This is a genomic window from Leucobacter tenebrionis, assembly GCF_019884725.1.
Taxonomy (GTDB): Bacteria; Actinomycetota; Actinomycetes; order Actinomycetales; family Microbacteriaceae; genus Leucobacter; species Leucobacter tenebrionis.
Window position 1 is genome coordinate 1,495,499 of the sequence record NZ_CP082322.1, and the last position, 16,872, is coordinate 1,512,370.

At 71.6% G+C, this 16,872-nt stretch carries 13 protein-coding genes; 9 read left to right on the plus strand and 4 right to left on the minus strand.

Going from position 1 to position 16,872, the window contains the following annotated elements; all coding sequences use genetic code 11:
- Positions 1-906 carry a formyltetrahydrofolate deformylase gene (gene purU, locus KVY00_RS06970; RefSeq protein WP_223044959.1) on the plus strand — a complete coding sequence of 302 codons (906 nt, stop codon included), beginning with the start codon at positions 1-3 and terminating at the stop codon, positions 904-906.
- Here purU and KVY00_RS06975 read toward each other — a convergent pair.
- Complete coding sequence (locus KVY00_RS06975; protein WP_255572814.1) at positions 893-1,642, minus strand: TetR/AcrR family transcriptional regulator; 750 nt, start codon at positions 1,640-1,642, stop codon at positions 893-895. The genes purU and KVY00_RS06975 overlap by 14 nt on opposite strands.
- A gap of 182 nt (positions 1,643-1,824) precedes the next feature.
- Between KVY00_RS06975 and KVY00_RS06980 the strand changes: the two genes are divergently transcribed.
- Both KVY00_RS06980 and KVY00_RS06985 read left to right on the plus strand, forming a co-directional pair.
- Entirely contained in the window at positions 1,825-3,495 is a 1,671-nt protein-coding gene (locus KVY00_RS06980) for an amidohydrolase (RefSeq protein ID WP_223044960.1), read from the plus strand.
- A gap of 39 nt (positions 3,496-3,534) precedes the next feature.
- Positions 3,535-4,950, plus strand: coding sequence for an APC family permease (locus KVY00_RS06985; protein ID WP_223044961.1), 1,416 nt, complete (start codon positions 3,535-3,537; stop codon positions 4,948-4,950).
- A gap of 28 nt (positions 4,951-4,978) precedes the next feature.
- On the opposite strand, the gene KVY00_RS06990 is transcribed toward KVY00_RS06985, so the two are convergent.
- Positions 4,979-5,887 (minus strand): biotin--[acetyl-CoA-carboxylase] ligase, encoded by a 909-nt coding sequence (locus KVY00_RS06990; RefSeq protein WP_223044962.1) that lies wholly within the window; start codon positions 5,885-5,887, stop codon positions 4,979-4,981.
- A gap of 260 nt (positions 5,888-6,147) precedes the next feature.
- Here KVY00_RS06990 and KVY00_RS06995 point away from each other — a divergent pair, with 260 nt between their 5' ends.
- From KVY00_RS06995 to KVY00_RS07020, 6 genes are all read left to right on the plus strand, one after another.
- Complete coding sequence (locus tag KVY00_RS06995) at positions 6,148-7,797, plus strand: acyl-CoA carboxylase subunit beta (RefSeq protein WP_255572815.1); 1,650 nt, start codon at positions 6,148-6,150, stop codon at positions 7,795-7,797.
- A gap of 96 nt (positions 7,798-7,893) precedes the next feature.
- Positions 7,894-8,169 carry a hypothetical protein gene (locus tag KVY00_RS07000; RefSeq protein ID WP_223044963.1) on the plus strand — a complete coding sequence of 92 codons (276 nt, stop codon included), beginning with the start codon at positions 7,894-7,896 and terminating at the stop codon, positions 8,167-8,169.
- Between the two features lie 316 nt (positions 8,170-8,485).
- Complete coding sequence (locus KVY00_RS07005) at positions 8,486-9,184, plus strand: NUDIX hydrolase (protein WP_223044964.1); 699 nt, start codon at positions 8,486-8,488, stop codon at positions 9,182-9,184.
- A 151-nt stretch (positions 9,185-9,335) separates the two neighbouring features.
- On the plus strand, positions 9,336-11,315 hold the full coding sequence (locus tag KVY00_RS07010) for a TPM domain-containing protein (protein WP_223044965.1): 1,980 nt from the start codon (positions 9,336-9,338) through the stop codon (positions 11,313-11,315).
- 77 nt (positions 11,316-11,392) lie between these two features.
- Positions 11,393-12,127, plus strand: a complete 735-nt coding sequence (locus KVY00_RS07015) for a PspA/IM30 family protein (protein ID WP_223044966.1) — start codon at positions 11,393-11,395, stop codon at positions 12,125-12,127.
- A 96-nt stretch (positions 12,128-12,223) separates the two neighbouring features.
- Positions 12,224-13,534, plus strand: a complete 1,311-nt coding sequence (locus KVY00_RS07020; RefSeq protein WP_223044967.1) for a hypothetical protein — start codon at positions 12,224-12,226, stop codon at positions 13,532-13,534.
- A gap of 136 nt (positions 13,535-13,670) precedes the next feature.
- Here the strand turns inward: KVY00_RS07020 and KVY00_RS07025 are convergent, their stop codons facing one another.
- A complete protein-coding gene (locus KVY00_RS07025; protein ID WP_223044968.1) occupies positions 13,671-14,300 on the minus strand; it encodes a class II aldolase/adducin family protein in 630 nt (209 codons plus the stop codon).
- A gap of 563 nt (positions 14,301-14,863) precedes the next feature.
- Positions 14,864-16,510, minus strand: coding sequence for a deoxyguanosinetriphosphate triphosphohydrolase family protein (locus KVY00_RS07030; protein ID WP_223044969.1), 1,647 nt, complete (start codon positions 16,508-16,510; stop codon positions 14,864-14,866).
- Between the last annotated feature and the right edge of the window lie 362 nt (positions 16,511-16,872).

The following is a 16,872-nucleotide window of genomic DNA, read 5'->3' on the forward strand; positions in this document are numbered from 1 at the left end:
TTGTACTCCGTGAGCACCAACACGATCGCCCCCGCAGAGCCCGCAGACAGCACCCAGTGGGTGCTCACCCTCTCGTGCATCGACGGACCCGGCATCGTGCACGCCATCAGCGGCGCGATCGTCGCCGCCGGCGGCAACATCGAGGAGAGCCAGCAGTTCGCGAGCGGCGACACGGGTCGCTTCTTCATGCGCCTGCAGGTGAGCGCGGTGGCTCAGCCCGAGACCTTCGAGCAGCGCTTCACCGCCGCCCTCGCGCCGGTGACCGAGCGGTACCACATGGCGTGGCGCCTCGACGTCGTCGGCCGCGCGGTGCGCACGCTGATCCTCGCCTCCACCGCGACCCACTGCGTCAACGACCTGCTCTACCGCCGCCGCGGCGGGCAGCTGCCCATCGAGGTGCCGCTCGTGCTCTCGAACCACGAGACGGTACGCGACATCGCCGAGTTCTACGGCGTGCCCTTCGAGCACCGCGCCATCGCCGGCCCCGACGACAAGGCGGCGTTCGAGGCCCGCGTGCTCGAGGCGGTCGAGGAGCTCGACATCGAGCTGGTGGTGCTGGCGCGCTACATGCAGATCCTCTCCCCCGAGCTGTGCGACGCGCTCAAGGGGCGTGCGATCAACATCCATCACTCGTTCCTGCCGGGCTTCAAGGGCGCCAACCCCTACAAGCAGGCGCACCAGCGCGGGGTCAAGCTCATCGGCGCCACCGCGCACTTCGTCACCTCGGACCTCGACGAGGGGCCGATCATCGAACAGGACACCACCCGCGTCGACCACTCCTACTCGCCGCGGCAGCTCGTCCAGCTGGGCCAGGACATCGAGTCGCGCGTGTTGCGGCACGCGGTGAACTGGTTCGCCGAGAACCGGATCCTCGCCGACGGCGACCGCACCATCATCTTCCAGTAGCGGTATCGGCCCGCGCCGCCGCCCGCGCTTCCGCGCCCGTAACCTCCGCGAGTTCGGCGCGCAGACCCGCGAGCATGACCCGCAGCCCCAGTTCGAATGACGCGTCGGCCGGGCTCTGGCCGGAGGCGGCGAGCGCGGCCGCGCGGGCTTCGTAGGCCGCGGTGAAGGCGGGCACGTCGGCGCGGGGACCCGGATCGAGCATGTCGTCGTCGGCGCACAGGTCGAGGGCCGATCCGAGAATGAACGACTCCAGCGCGACGAGGGCCGCGAGGGCGCGATCCTCGGGCCACCCGGCGCGCAGCATCCCCGCGATGACGGCGTCGTACATGCGGGTCGTCGCGGATTCCTCGGCGAGCGGCAGCACCGCGAGCAGCGCGATGGTCGAGGGATGGGCCGCGAACGCCCTGCGGTAGTGGTGAGCCCAGCCGGCGAGCGCGACGTCCCAGGGCTCCCGCTCGAACGCGGCGGTCGGGATGCGGTCGCTGATCAGTTCGCGCACGCCCGCGATGAGATCGGCGCGGCCGGCCACGTGGTTGTACAGCGCCGAGGGCCGCACCCCGAGCTCCGCGGCGATCGCCCGCATGCCGGCGCCCTCGGCGCCGCGCTCGTCGATCAGCCGCAGGCCAGTCTCGATGATGAGTCTGCGCGACAGCACACCCACGACGGGGCGCCCGGCTCTGCGGCGCGCACGCGGAGCCGGCGCGTTCGCCGTCGAGCCGTCGGCTGCCGCCGCCATCGCGGTCCCCTCTCGTTCGTCTCGGCGATCCGCACCCCGCATGCGAACCGCGGATCGGCCCGTTCCCGCCTCACGCTAGCGCAACGGGCGGTTCCGTACTATTCTCGACGCGGCGCACTTTAAAGAACCCCGTTCATTTCGAGCGCCTGAACGCCTGCCCTCATGCAGACAAGGACGTACCCATGAGCCTCACGATCTTCACCGGCGGCACCGTGATCGTCGACCCCTCGCCCGCGAACGGCACGCTCACCGCCTCGGCTATCGCGTTCCGCGACGGCCTCGTGGCGGCGCACGGCGACGAGGCGGCAGCACTCGCCGACGAGCCCGGCGCCGAGGTCATCGATCTCGCCGGGGGCACCCTCGCGCCGGCTCCCGGCGACGGTCACGCCCACCCGCTGCTCGGCGGGCTCGAGGCGCTCGGGCCGCGGGTGCGCGAGGCCGCGGATCTGCGCGGGATCCTCGACGCCGTCGCGACCTGGAAGGCCGCCCACCCCGATGCCGAGTGGATCGTCGGTGCCAGCTATGATGCGACCTTCGCCGAGGGCGGCCTGTTCGACGCGCGCTGGCTCGACGAGGTGACCGGCGACACGCCCACCGTGCTGCGCGCCTGGGACTACCACACGGCGTGGGTCAACTCGGCGGCGCTCGCGGCTGGCGGCATCACCGCGGAGACCCCGGATCCGCCCCTCGGTCGCATCGTGCGCCGCGACGACGGGTCGCCCCTCGGCACCCTGCAGGAGGCCGCGGCCAACGACTTCCTGGCCGAGGTGGTGCCCGCGTTCTCGCTCGAGCAGCGCGTCGAGGCGCTCGAGCGGGCCACCCGGGAGTACGCGGAGCAGGGCACGACCTGGGTGCAGGACGCCTGGGTCGAACTCGACGCGCTGCCCGTCTACCTGGCGGCGGCCGAGGCGGGCAGGCTGCACACGCGCCTCAACCTGGCCTTCCGGGCCGATCCCGCGCGCTGGCGCGAGCAGCTCGACGAGTTCGTGGCGGCCCGCGACCGGGTGCGGTCGCTGGGATCGGATCGGCGGGGCGCGGATCAGCGGGAGTCGGATCGACCCGGCCCGGATCGCCTGACCGCCGAGACCGTGAAGTTCTTCGCCGACGGCGTGGTCGAGAGCCACACCGCCGCCCTCATCGAGCCCTACGCCGACCGCCCGGACGATCGGGGACTGCCGAACTGGACGGCCCGTGAGCTCGCGGCAGCGGCGACGGCGTTCGACGCCGCGGGGTTCCAGCTGCACATCCACGCGATCGGCGACGCCGCGAACCGCGACGCGCTCGACGCGCTCGACACGGCGATCCGCAGCAACCCGGCGCGCGAGCGGCACCACGTCATCGCCCACGTCGCCGTGCTCGACCCGGCCGACGTGGCGCGCTTCGCCGAGCTCGACGTCATCGCCAACTTCGAGCCCTACTGGGCGCAGTGCGACGCGGTGATGCGCGACCTCACGATCCCGCACCTCGGCCACCCCCGCGACGAGTGGCAGTACCTCATCGGGTCAGTGCACCGCAGCGGCGCGACGGTCTCGTTCGGCAGCGACTGGCCCGTCACCACCCACGACTGGCGCCCCGCGCTCGCGACCGCGATCACCCGGCACAGCCACACCGAGCCGGGCGCCCCGGCGTGGCTTCCCGACGAGCGCATCGACGCGGGCACCGCCCTCGCGGCGTACACCTCGGGCATCGCCCGACAGGCGCTGGCCGGCGCGGATCGCGGCACGCTCGGCATCGGGCGCGTCGCCGACGCCGTCTGGCTGTCGGCCGATCCGCTCTCGATCGCACCGGAGGCGATCGCCGACCTCACCGTACTCGGCACCTGGCTCGCCGGCGACGAAACATTCCGCCGGTAGTCTTCACTCCGAAGGCCCCTCGAAATCAAAGGAGATATCGTGAGCGATTCATCCCAACCGCACCTCAAGCGAGCGCTGGGCCTCACCGGCCTCACGCTGTTCGGTGTGACGTACATGACGGTGATCACGGTCTTCACGACCTACGGCATCGTCAACCAGGTCACCGACGGGCACCTGCCCGCCGCATACGTGGTGGCGGTCGTCACCATGCTGTTCACCGCGGCCAGCTACGGTGCGATGGTGCGGCGCTATCCGGTCGCCGGATCCGCGTACACCTACACGCAGCAGTCCTTCGGCGGCGCGGCCGGCTTCCTCACCGGCTGGGTCATGCTGCTCGACTACCTGTTCATCCCGATGATCAACTTCATGCTCATCGGCATCTACATGAACACGCAGTTCCCGGCGATCCCCGCCTGGATCTTCACGCTGGCGGCGCTGCTGATCGTGCTCGTGTTCAACGTGCTCGGGATCACGCTCGTCAACAAGGCGAACTTCGTGATCATCGCGCTCTCGGTCGTGCTGGTGGCGCTCTTCATGGTGCTCGCCTTCAAGCACGCCCTCGGCGGCAACACCGAGATCAGCCTGATCGAGCCGTTCACCTTCGGTGAGGGCGGGATCGGCGCGGTCGCCTCCGGCGCCGCGATCCTCGCGCTCTCCTTCCTGGGCTTCGACGCGGTCTCCACGCTCTCCGAGGAGGCCAAGCGCCCGCGCAAGGACATCCCCCGGGCCATCGTGCTCGCCACGATGGTGGGCGGCCTCTTCTTCATCCTCGTCTCGTGGGCGGGCGCCATGGCATACCAGCCCGACTGGCCGTCGCTCACCCCCGGCGAGGTCGACGCCGCGGGTGTGACCGTCATGAACAACATCGGCGGCGAAGCGTTCACCGCGTTCTTCGTCGCGGTCTACGTGGTCGGCGCCTTCGGTTCGGGCATGACCGGCCAGGTGTCGGTGTCGCGCATCCTCTACGCGATGGGCCGCGACGGCATGCTGCCGAAGCCCCTCTCACGCCTGCACCGACGTTTCGGCACCCCGATCGTCGCGGCCGTCACCGTGTCGGTCTTCGCGCTGTCGAGCCTCTTCCTGTCGCTCGACACCGTCGCGTTCATGATCAGCTTCGGCGCGCTCGCCGCGTTCGCGATGGTGAACCTCTCGGTGATCCGCACCTACCTCTTCCCGAAGGGCGGCCGGAAGCTGCCGCTCACCGCGCGCGAGATCCTCACCCACGGCGTCGCTCCGCTCATCGGCTTCGGTCTCACGATCTGGCTCTGGACCTCACTCGAACCCGGAACCTGGCTCGTGGGCGGCATCTGGCTCGTCATCGGCGTCATCATCATCGCGATCGTGACGGGCGGCTTCAAGCGCCCCGTGCCGAAGATGGACTTCTCCGAGAACGACCCCACCACCGAGCAGATCGACCAGCTGGGCGAGGAGTACCCGCTCGATCCTCGCCGGTAGGCGGTGCGGACGACCGGGGAGCGCGGCGTCAGCGCAGGTGCTCGACGTCGCCCGCTGAGACGGTGAGCGTGCCCCCGGTCGGCAGATCCACCACCAGCGCGCCGTCACCCGCCAGCTCGCGCGCGCGGCCCTCGACGATCTCGCCACCGGGCAGGTGCACCCGCACCTCGGTGCCGAGCGTGAGCGAGTGCCGCGCGACGCGGGCGCGGGCCGCTGCGGGATCCTCCGCGGCGAGGTCGACGAGGCGCAGCAGCTCGGCGGCGTAGGCGGAGAGCACGCGGTCGGCGAGGTCTCTTCCGATGCCGTCGGCGAGGGTCGGGACGGGATCCGCGCCCGGCATCGGCTCGGAGTGCGGATCCGCGCCCGCGGCCAGGTCGGCGCCCGGGGTCAGGTCCGCACCCGCGGCCAAGTCGGCCCCCGCGGCCAGCAGCGATGTCGCGCGGTCGGTCGGCAGCTCCCACTCGGGGATCAGCAGATTGATGCCGGTGCCCACGATCACCGAGCCGTCGCCCAGCAGTTCGCACAGGATCCCGCACAGCTTCAGGCCGGGGCGCCCGGCGATCGCGTCGTCCTCATCGCGCACGTGCACATCGTTCGGCCACTTCAAGCCGACGCGCATGCCCTCGCCGAAGAAGGGCTGCAGTGCCGCGGTGATGGCCGATCCCGTGAGCAGCGGCAGCCACCCCACGCCCAGGCCGCTGCGCCCGAAGCCCCTCACCAGCAGCGAGGCCGCGAGCGCGGTGTCGGGCGGGGTCACCCAACCGCGATCGAGGCGCCCGCGGCCCGCGGTCTGGTTCGACGTGAGCAGCAGCGTGCCGTGCGGGTAGTCGCGCCCCGTCTCGCCGTTCACGAGATCCCGCAGCTCAGCGTTCGTGGAGGGCGAGCTCTCCCGCCAGATCACTTCGGGCAGGAGTTCGCGCGTGCGCCTCAGTTCCATGGGTTCCACGGTATCGCTTCGCGCTTCCCCGCCGCCTCTCCCCTTCCCCTTCCCACCTCGCCTCCCACCTCAGCCCCCGCTTCCCCTCCCACTCGCACGCGGAGTCTCAAATTGCTGTTTAACGGGATGACGAAGCAGCAATTTGAGACTCCGCGCCGCGAGAAACGCAGCATTCCCAGTGGGAGATCGACTACGAATTCCCGTATCAGTTGGAGGTGTTCATGAACCATCCGCTGGAGGCCCGCGCTAGGCTGGCAGGCGTGACCGAAGAGAACGCCCCCGCAGCAGCACCCGCCTCGCAGCAGACGGCGCCCGCAGCGACAGACGCAGCCGCGACGCTCGCCACCACCGCGGGCCGCATCGCCGACCACCGCCGCAAGTACCAGGAAGCGGTGGGCGACCGCGACGCCGCCGCCGCAGCGAAGCAGCACCCCCGCAGCAAGATGACGGCCCGCGAGCGCATTTCGGCGCTGCTCGATCCGGGATCCTTCGTCGAGTTCGACAAGTACGTGAAGCACCGCACGCACGGCTTCGGCATGGAGGGCAGCCGTCCCTTCGGCGACTCCGTCGTCACCGGCGCCGGCACGATCCACGGTCGCCAGGTCGTCGTGTTCTCGCAGGACTTCACGACCTTCGGCGGCTCGCTCGGCGAGGTCGCCGGTGAGAAGATCGTCAAGGCCATGGAGTTCGCGCTCAAGACGGGCGCACCTCTGCTCGGCATCCTCGACTCGGGCGGGGCGCGCATCCAGGAGGGCGTCGTCGCTCTCAGCAAGTACGCGAAGATCTTCCGCCTCAACACGGCGTGCTCGGGCGTGATCCCGCAGATCTCGATCGTCATGGGCCCCTCGGCCGGCGGCGCGGTCTACTCCCCCGCGCTCACCGACTTCGTGATCATGGTCGACAAGACCAGCCACATGTTCGTCACAGGCCCCGACGTCATCAAGACCGTCACGGGTGAGGACGTCGGCTTCGAAGAACTCGGCGGCGCGCTCACCCACAACAAGACCAGCGGCGTGAGCCACTACCTCGCCAGCGACGAGCTCGACGCGCTCGACTACGCGCGCACGCTCATCAGCTACCTGCCCGACAACAACCTCGCAGAGGCCCCGATCTACGACAGCGACACCGCGCTCGAGATCACCGACGCCGACCGCAAGCTCAACACCGTCATCCCCGACAGCCCGAACCAGCCGTACGACATGAAGGTGATCATCGAGGCGATCCTCGACAGCGGCGACTTCCTCGAGGTGCAGCCGCTGTTCGCCCCCAACATCCTCATCGGTTTCGGCCGCGTCGAGGGTCGCACCGTGGGCGTCGTCGCGAACCAGCCCAACCAGATGGCGGGCACCCTCAACATCGACGCGAGCGAGAAGGCCGCGCGCTTCGTGCGCTTCTGCGACGCGTTCTCGATCCCGATCCTCACCCTCGTCGACGTGCCCGGCTACCTGCCCGGCACCGATCAGGAGTTCCAGGGAGTGATCCGCCGCGGCGCGAAGCTCCTCTACGCCTACGCAGAGGCCACCGTGCCCCTCGTGACCATCATCACCCGCAAGGCTTACGGCGGCGCGTACATCGTGATGGGCTCGAAGGAGATGGGCGCCGACTTCAACATCGCGTGGCCCACCGCCGAGATCGCGGTCATGGGCGGCGCGGGCGCCGTGAACATCCTCTACCGCAAGGAGCTGGCCGCGGCCGCCGAGCGCGGCGACGACGTCGAGGCCCTGCGCGCCGAGCTCACCGCCAAGTACACGGCCGACGTGTCTTCGCCGTTCCTGGCTGCCGAGCGCGGCGAGCTCGATAACGTGCTCGAGCCCGCGGGCACCCGCCTCGCCGTCATCAAGGCGCTGCGCGGCCTGCGCGGCAAGCGCGACGAGCTGCCCGCCAAGAAGCACGGCAACATCCCGCTGTAGAGCGGACTCGGCTGCAGGTGCCGGGGTGCGCGGATCCGCGCCCCGTTATGCTCGAAGCACCGCGCGCCGCCAGTCCCTCGACCGAGAGGAACCCACGTGAACGAGACCCAGCTGCCGCCCGACGCCGCCGAGCGCGACGCGGCCCGACGCCGCGAGCTCGGCGAGCCGGACGACGTGATCCACGGCGACGACATCACGTTCGTGACCCGCGGTGTGAGCGACGAGGAGCGCGCCGCCGTGACCGCGGTGCTCACCCTCGTGCGCGCCGAGGAGACGCAGCGCCGCAAGCGGGTCGAGCGCCGCGACCGCGAACCGTGGGCGCGCTCGCAGCGGGTTCCCGAGGGCATCAGCGACCTGCTCATCGAGGGCTGAGGGATCCTGCGGCTCCCTCTTGCTCCCGTCAAGACCGCCGCCCGCCGTCGAAACAGCTTCCCGCCGTCGAAACCGCTTCCCGCCGTCGAGACGGCCTCTCAGCGTCGAAACCGCCTGCGGCTCTGACTGTGAGAGGCGGTTTCGACGGCGAGAGGCCGTCTCGAAGCCGCCGCGGGCGCGACGGCGGCGTATTCTTCACCCCCGTCGCGGCGCCGCAGGCGCTGAATGATGGGAGCAGAGCGGGTATAAGCGAGGGACGGATCCTGAGTTCCCTTCGACAGGCTCAGGGGACGAAGGCAGCGATAGGCTGGCAGACATGACCAGGACGGGGGCCGACGCCGAGCGGGAGCTGCGCGGACTGATGGATCGCGGCTTCACGTTCCCGTTCAACCCTCAGGGCCTGCTCGCCGACCGCCCGCTGCGCCGCTCCGCGGTGCTGATCCTGTTCGGCGCGCTCGACCGCACCCCGGCGGCGACCGCTGCATCCGAATCGAGCGGGCTGCCCGACGAACTCGACGTGCTGCTCACCAGGCGCGCCACGGGCATGCGGCATCACGCGGGTGAGATCGCGTTCCCCGGAGGCGGCGCCGAGGGGGTCGACGGCGGCGACCCCGCACGCACCGCGCTGCGCGAGGCTGCCGAGGAGACGGGCCTCGAGCCCTCCGGCGTGGAGGTGCTGGGGTCGCTGCAGCGCGTGCACATCCCGGTCAGCAACAACCTCGTCACCCCAGTCGTGGGCTGGTGGCGGCTGCCGAGCGAGGTCGCCGCGGATCGCACGGAGTCGGTCGATGTGTTCCGGGTGCCGGTGGCGGAGCTGCTGGATCCCGCGGCGCGCGGCACCTCGGTGCTTCGGCGCGGCGGCATGACCTACCGCGGCCCGGCGTTCCGGCTGCACGACCGTCTCGGCGGCCACGTCGTGTGGGGGTTCACCGGGATCCTGCTCTCCGCGCTCTTCGACGAACTCGGCTGGTCGGTGCCGTGGGACCCTGATCGCGAGATGCCCATCACCCTGTAGCCGGGCCATCCCGCGAGAGGTGGAAAAAGGCTCTGAACTCCGCGCCTCAGAACCGTTTTCGACCTCTCGCGAGGGTGCGAGGCCTCGTGACGAGGTGTCCGGGCAGGGTTCGCGCATGGACCTCACCGGCCGCACCCAATACACTCCGAATGTGGACAGCGCGCGGATCCGGGTTCGAAGATGGCTCGTCGGGGTGGGCCTCGGCGCCGCGCTGGCGGCGGCCTGGGGGCTGCTCTCCGGCGCCGCCGCGTGGGCGACTCCCCCGATCCCGCTCGGGGATTCGTACGTCACCGACGAGGCGGACGCGCTCGATCCCGCCGCCGAGCGCGCCGCGAACGAGCGCCTCGCCGCGACCTTCGATGCGACCGGCATCGACCTTTACGTGGTGCTCGTCGACGAGTTCGACGATCCCTCCGACCGCATCGAGTGGGCGAACCAGACCGCCGATCTCAACGGCCTCGGCGAAGAGCAGTACCTGCTCGCGGTGTCGACCGAGGGGCGCCAGTACTTCATCTCCGCCCTCGACAGCGGCCCGTTGAGCGACGCTCAGCTCGGCAGGATCGAGGAGCGCATACTGCCCGAGCTGCGCGACCTCGACTGGTCGGGCGCCATCGAGGCGGCGGCCGAGCAGGTCGAGTCAGAGCACGGCGCGGGCGGGCGCACCGCGGCCGTGGTGATCGGTTCCGTGGTCGGGGTGGCGGGCATCGCTGGAGCCTCGTTCGGGATCGTGCGGCTGCGCCGCAACCGTCGCGCCCGGCAGGAGGCCGAGGAGCAGCTGGCCGAGCTCGAGCGCACGTCGGGTCTCGCGCTGGTCGCCGCCGACGACGCGGTGAAGACGAGCGAGCAGGAGCTCGAGTTCGCGCGGGCGCAGTTCGGCGAGGCGTCTGTGACGGCGTTTGCCGCCGCGCTCGACGCCGCCCGGGCCCAGCTGCTCGAGGCGTTCTCCCTACGGCAGAAGCTCGACGACGAGATCCCCGATACCGACGCCCAGCGGCGCGAGTGGCTGAGCCGCATCGTCGAGCTGTGCGAGGCGGCGGACGCCGCGCTCGATGCCCAGGCCGACGCCTTCGCGGAGTTGCGCGACATCGAACGCGATGCGCCGGCGGCGCTCGAGGCGGCGCGGGCGCGGCTCGCGGGCCTCGAGTCCGACTCGATCGGCGCCGAGCTGGCCCGGTTGCAGACGGTCTATGCGGCTGATGAGCTGCAGGCGGTGGCGGGGCACCCCGAGCAGGCGGCGGGGTTGCTGACGTTCGCTCGGGATCGCGCGGCGGCGGCAGCGCAGGCGGTCGAGGCCGGTCGCAGCGGGGAGGCGGCGGTGGCGATCCGCGAGGCCGAGACCGCGGCGGCGCAGGCCGAGCAGCTGCAGCAGGCCGTCATCGAGCACGGCGCCGCGGTCGCCGCAGTGGAGCAGCGCTGCTCGGAGTTGATCGCCGATCTCGAGGGCGACATCGCGGCCGCTCGCGGGATGGCCGATCCGGACGGCAGGATCACCGCGGCAGCACAAGAGACCGAGCAGCAGGTCGCTGCGGCGCGCGGCGACCTCGGTGCCGGCGATCGGCGCCCCTCGCGAGCGCTGCAGGCGCTCGAAGCCGCGAATACCCGCATCGACGGCGTGCTGCAGGCGGCCCGCGACGAGGAACGCGCCCGGCAACTGCTCGGGGCGAGCCTCACCCAGGCCGCCGACGACGTGCGCCAGGCCGAGAACTACATCGCCTCCCGCCGCGGCGCGGTCGGATCCGTCGCGCGCACCCGCGTCTCGGAGGCCCGTGCGGCGCTCGCGCGCGCCGAGGCGGCGCAGCAGAGCGACGCGCGTGGCGCGCTCGGCGAGGCTCAACGCGCGACCCGTCTCGCATCCGAGGCGCTCGCCTCGGCTCAGATGGACGTGAGCGGGTACGGCGGGTACGGGAGCGCCGGCGGCAGCGCCGGGGGCGACCTCGCCGCGGTGCTCGGCGGGATCCTCGGCAGCGGCGGCGGCCGCGGCGGCTACGGAGGCTACGGAGGCTCGTGGGGCGGCAGCTGGGGCGGCGGATCGCGCAGCGGCTCCCGTCGCAGCAGCTCGGGCGGTTCCCGTCGCAGCAGTTCGCGGAGCGGAGGCGGATCGCGGCGCCGCAGCGGAGGCGGAAGATTCTGAGCCCCAGTGAAATATCCCTGCGAACTCCGAGCACTGATCCATAGACTCGTGCCAATCCCCCGCGAAAGGAACCCAGCATGACCAAGCAATCCATCTTCGGACGCATCACGACCCTCGTCCGGGCGAACGTCAACTCCCTCATCGATGCCGCCGAGGATCCCGAAAAGATGATCGACCAGCTGATCCGCGACTACACGAACAACATCTCCGACGCGGAGGCCGCGATCGCCGAGACCATCGGCAACCTGCGCCTGCTCGAGCAGGACTACCGCGAGGACGTGAAGACGGCCGAGGAGTGGGGCCGCAAGGCGGTCGCCGCGAGCGGCAAGGCCGACGAGCTGCGCGCGGCGGGCAACAGCGTCGACGCCGACAAGTTCGACAACCTCGCCAAGGTCGCGCTGCAGCGCCAGATCTCGGCCGAGAACGAGGCGAAGACCGCCGAGCCGACCATCGCGGCTCAGCAGGAGGTCACTGCCAAGCTCAAGGACGGCCTCAACGGCATGAAGGAGAAGCTGAAGCAGCTCCAGTCGAAGCGCGCCGAGCTCGTCGCCCGCGCCAAGACCGCCGAGGCGCAGAACCGCGTCGCTGACGCCGTGAAGTCGATCGACGTGCTCGATCCGACCAGCGACCTCGGTCGTTTCGAGGAGAAGATCCGCCGCCAGGAGGCGCTGGCCCGCGGCAAGCAGGAGATCGCGGCATCGTCCCTCGACGCCCAGTTCAACGAGCTCGAGAACTTCGAGGCCGTCACCGAGGTGGAGGCACGACTCGCGGCTCTGAAGAGCGGTCGCCCCGCGCAGGCGATCGAGCAGTAACCTCTCGGCGGAGGGTGGCGCCGATGTCGCCCTCCGCCGATCCCGCAGCGGCAGTCGCGCCTCCCCGCGCGACCCCTTTCGAGAATCGGAGACAACTTGGCTTTCTGGGGACGCAGGGCGCGCGAGGAACAGGGGCATCAGCAGGCGGCCGACACCGAGCTCTCGCAGCGGGCTCGAACGGCGCTCGTCGCCGCCGACGAGCGGATCCGGGTCACGGGCGACGAGCTCGCCTTCGCATCGGCCGAACTCGGCGAGGCTGCCACCTCGGAGTTGCGGGCCGGGCTCGAGGCGGTGCGCACCCACATGACCGAGGCGTTCCAGCTGCACCAGCTCAACCACGACGAGGTGCCCGACACCCCCGACGAGTTGCGCACCCGCAACGCCCGCATCGTGCAGCTGTGCGACTGGGCGGAGGGCGTGCTCGACGAGCGCACCTCGGCGCTGCAAGAGCGCATCGCCCGTGTGCGGCAGGCGCCCGAGATCCTGAGGCGCGTGCGCGCGGAGGCCGAGGCGCTGCGCGGGCGACTGCCCGAGGCGCGCGCCGCCGTCGATCGCCTGGCCGAGCGCTACAGCACGGACGCGCTGCAGCGGCTGCGCCTCACCTCCGGGGAGGTGGAGCAGCTGCTCGACTTCGCCCTGCACTCGGCCGACGTGTCCGAGCGGCGCCGCGCGGCCGGCAAGCCGGAGGAGGCGAACGTCGCACTCGAAGCCGCGACCGAGACCGTGCGGCGGGCGGAATCGATCATCGACGAGGTCGAGAGCTTCGAGATCGAGGCGCTGCGCGCTCAGACCACACTGGCCGACGTCATCGCCGACTCGCGCGGCGACCTCGCCGATGCCCGGCGCGGGCCCCGCACCCAGGCCGTGGATGCCGCCGCGGCGCGGCTCGAGGAGGCGCTCGCCTCGGTGGCAGGCTCGGGTGCTCGCCGCGATCCCTTCGCCGACCTCGCGCTCGTCTCCGAGGCGAACGCGGCGCTCGACGCCGCCCGCGAGCGCGCGGCACGGCCGGTGCCCTCTCGCGAGCAGGTCCTCCACGACATCGACGCCGCCGATCGGGCGATCGCCGTCGCCGCCGGGCTCATCAACGGCCATCGGGGCTGGATCGGGGCCGATGCCCGCACCCGTCTCGCCGAGGCGCAACGGCTGCGCACCGAGATCAGCCGGATGCCCGACGTCGAGGACACCCGGGAGCAGGTGCGGCAGCTCGCCCGCCGCGCGGCTCAGCTCGCGAACGAGGCCATGCAACTGGCGCAGCGCGACATCGACTCGTCGCGCCCCGACAACGACGACTGGGGCTGGGGCAATCGGGGCCGGAGCCAGGGTGCGGGCGGCGGTGCCGCCGGCCTGCTCGGCCCGGTGATCGGCGGCGTGATCCTCGGCGGCCTGCTCGACGACATCTTCGACTGAGCGCCGCGGCGGCCTCGAGGCGGGGTTCTGCGCCGAGACCGAGCGTTTCAGCGAGACTGGCTGTTCCAGAGCTCCTGAAACAGTCAGTCTCGCTGAAACCGTCGGTCTCGCCGCAAGTCACGACGAGGCGCCGCGCTCAGGCGTGCTGCGCGCCGTCCTCGGGGAAGACCGTCTCGGTGTCGCCGAGCTGCAGCGCGAGCACCGTCGCCTGCGCCGCGTCTTCCAGGTTGAGGGCGCGCCGGTAGGCCATGTCGATCGTGTCGGCCACGACCGAGCAGCCGTGGTGGCGCATGATGACGCAGTCGTGCTCGCGCAGCTGCTCGGCGGCCGAGTCGGCCAGCTCGTCCGTCCCGTTGTGGAAGAACGGCGTGACGCCGATGGATCCGAGGTAGTAGGCGTGGTCGAGCGTGATGCGTCGCACCTCCCGGCCCATGCTGGCGAGCACCACGGCGGTGCGGGGGTGCAGGTGCAGCACGCACTCGACGTCGGGTCGGGCGCGGTAGGCGCGGTGATGCAGCTTCCACTCGCTCGACGGCTTGACCCCGTCCGCCGAGGGCGCGCCGGTCTCGGCGTCATCGAGCGTCAGCTCGACGAAGTCCTCGGGGGTGAGCCGGTCGAACCAGACGCCGCTCGCCGACACGACGAAGCGGTCGTCGGCGACGCGGGCCGAGATGTTGCCGGCGCTCGCGAGCACCAGCCCCCGCCCGGCCGCGTCGCGGCCGACCTCGATCAACTGCCGGATGAGCTCGTCCCGCTTCACACTCATGCCCCCACCGTACCGTCTCGCCGCCCTACCCCGCGCCACTCCGGCACGCGCCGTCCCGGCACACCCGCCCCAGCGCACCCGCGCCACTCCAGAACACCCCACCTCAGTACACCCACCCCACCTCAGCACACCCGCCCTAGCACGCCCGCGCCAGCACACCCCCCTCCAGCACACCCACCCCAGGTAGGAGATCGTGTCCTGAGCGGGAGCTTTTGCTTGAAACCACCCGCCTGGATGAGGATCTCCTACCTGGAGCACGGCGGCGCGCGGGCGTCGGGCGTGGCACGGCGGCGGGGCGGGGTCACGCGGGCGACGCGCGGGCGACGCGGGTGTCGGGTGGGCGATGTGGGCGACACGGCGGGCGGGCGCCAGGGCGCGCGGATGGCAGGGCGGATGACGGGCAGGCAGCGGGCAGGCAGCGCGCAGCGGGCAGGCAGCGCGCGGGCGCGCGGAGGGCAGCCAGCGCGCGGCGCGCGGCGTACAGACGACGCTGCGGGCGCCAGGGCGGGCGGACGCCGGGGCGGATGGCGGGCAGTCAGGGTCGCGGGTGGCACGCGGCGGGATCAGGCCGCGCCGGTCAGGTCCCGGTGCGTCGAGAGCGCCTGCTGGTCGCTCAGGGAGGCGACGTAGTCGAGGATCGCGCGCGTACGACCCTGGCGGCGCAGCCCGGTATCGCTCGTGTCGCCCGAGAGCAGCTCGGGCCGCGAGCGGCGCAGCTCGAAGCTCGCCGCGGTGGCCTCGTCAACCCACTCCAGCAGGCGGCGGGGCGCGCGGTCGGCGTCGACGGGATCCGCGAGCCACGCGTCGAACCCGAGCACCAGCTGCTCGATCACCCGGGCCTGCCCGCGCTGGGGCTGGCCGAGCTCGGGGCGCTCGAGCACGAAGTGGGCGTGCACGAACTTCAGCACCGCGACCTCGTGCCAGGCCTGGCGGTCGAGCCGAACATATCCGCTGCGGATGTGGGGCTGCTCGTCGACCACGATCGAGGTGCGCAGGTGCTCGATCCAGCGTCTGGTGAAGTCGGAGACCGCGCGCTCGCTGTCGATGCCGCCGTCGTAGGGCACCGCGAGCAGCGAGTCGCCGATATCGGCGCTGACGCGGCGCACCGCCGCGGTGAAGGCGTCGCGATCCGCGATCCACGCGTCCTTGAGCGCGATGCGCCGCCACAGCTGCTCGAGCGCGTGCCCCGGGATGCGCAGCGCACCCGACCCCGTCAACTCCTCGGGCGCCATGCGCGCGAGGCGGGTCCCGTCGTTCAGCCATGCTCGGAACTCCCCCGCGACCGATGCCTGCTGCAGCACCCCCGCGCGGGTGAAGTCGTCGAGGTCGTGCACCGCGTAGGCGATGTCGTCGGCGAGGTCCATGACGGCGCACTCGACCGTCTGCATTCCCCGCGCTACTCGAGGGAAGGCGGCGAGCGCGCTCTCCATCTCGCCCGCGTCGAGCGCGTACACCGAGAACTTCTCGGCGCCGTGCACGGCATCGGCCCCGACGCCGCGCGGCCGCTCGGTCACGGGAAGCTCGGCCTCGGAAACGCCGATCCACGAGGCTCGCGTCCAGGGGTACTTGAGTGTCGCCGCCCGCGTGGCCGCGGTGAGGTTGAGCCCGGGAAAGTCGCGCCCGAGCGTGTCGAGCTGCGTGAGAATGCGGAAGCTCTGCGCGTTCCCCTCGAACCCCTCGACCAGGCCGAGCCGTTCGCGGGCCACGCGATCCAGCACCCGCTCCCCCAGATGCCCGAACGGCGGATGCCCCAGGTCGTGCGCGTGCGCCGCGGCCTGCGCCACGACGGTGTCGCAGCCGCCGAGGCGCGCGACCGCTGCACCCGTCGTATCGTCGTCACCGCGCTCCCCGCACACGTGCGCGCGGTGCCGTGCCTCGTGCCCCGCCAGCTGCGCGGCGATCACCCGGGCGACGGCGCTCACCTTGAGCGAGTGCGTGAGCCGGTTGTGCATGACGGGGCCGACGCCGGAGCGCGGCACGACCTGCGTCACGTCCGAGAGCCGCGCGAAGTACGACGAGAATCGGATGCGCTCGAGGTCGATCCGGTACTCCTGCGCACCCGGCATCTCGGGTCTCGCGGTGTCGGTGGCCGCCACCGCGTCGCCCAGGGTGCCCCCGGCGGAGTAGCCGTCATCAATGCCGGCCGATCGGTGCTGCGACGAGACGTGCTCGACGTGCCGGCGCGCCTCGCGGTCGGTGTGCTCAGTCATGCCCCCATTCAAGCATCCGCCGGGTCTGGCGAGCCGGATCCCGCGCCCGTCCCAGCAGCCCAGCGGCCCCAGCAGCCCAGACCCAGCACACGTCCCAGCAGCCCCAGACCCAGCACCAGCACACGCCCCGCCGAGATACGGATCTCGCAGCTCCGCTCGCACACCGGCGTGCGCTATCCGTATCTCGGCGGGGTCCGGGGCAGGGGCAAGGCTCCAGAAGAACATAGGTGAGCGTTCCACAGCAGTGCCCGGGAGGAGACGAGGCAAGAAGGATGCCGAGGCAAGAAGGATGCCGAAGCAAGAAGGATGCCGAAGCAAGAAGGATGCCGAGGCAAGGCCCCGGGAGGAAGGCCCCGGGAGGA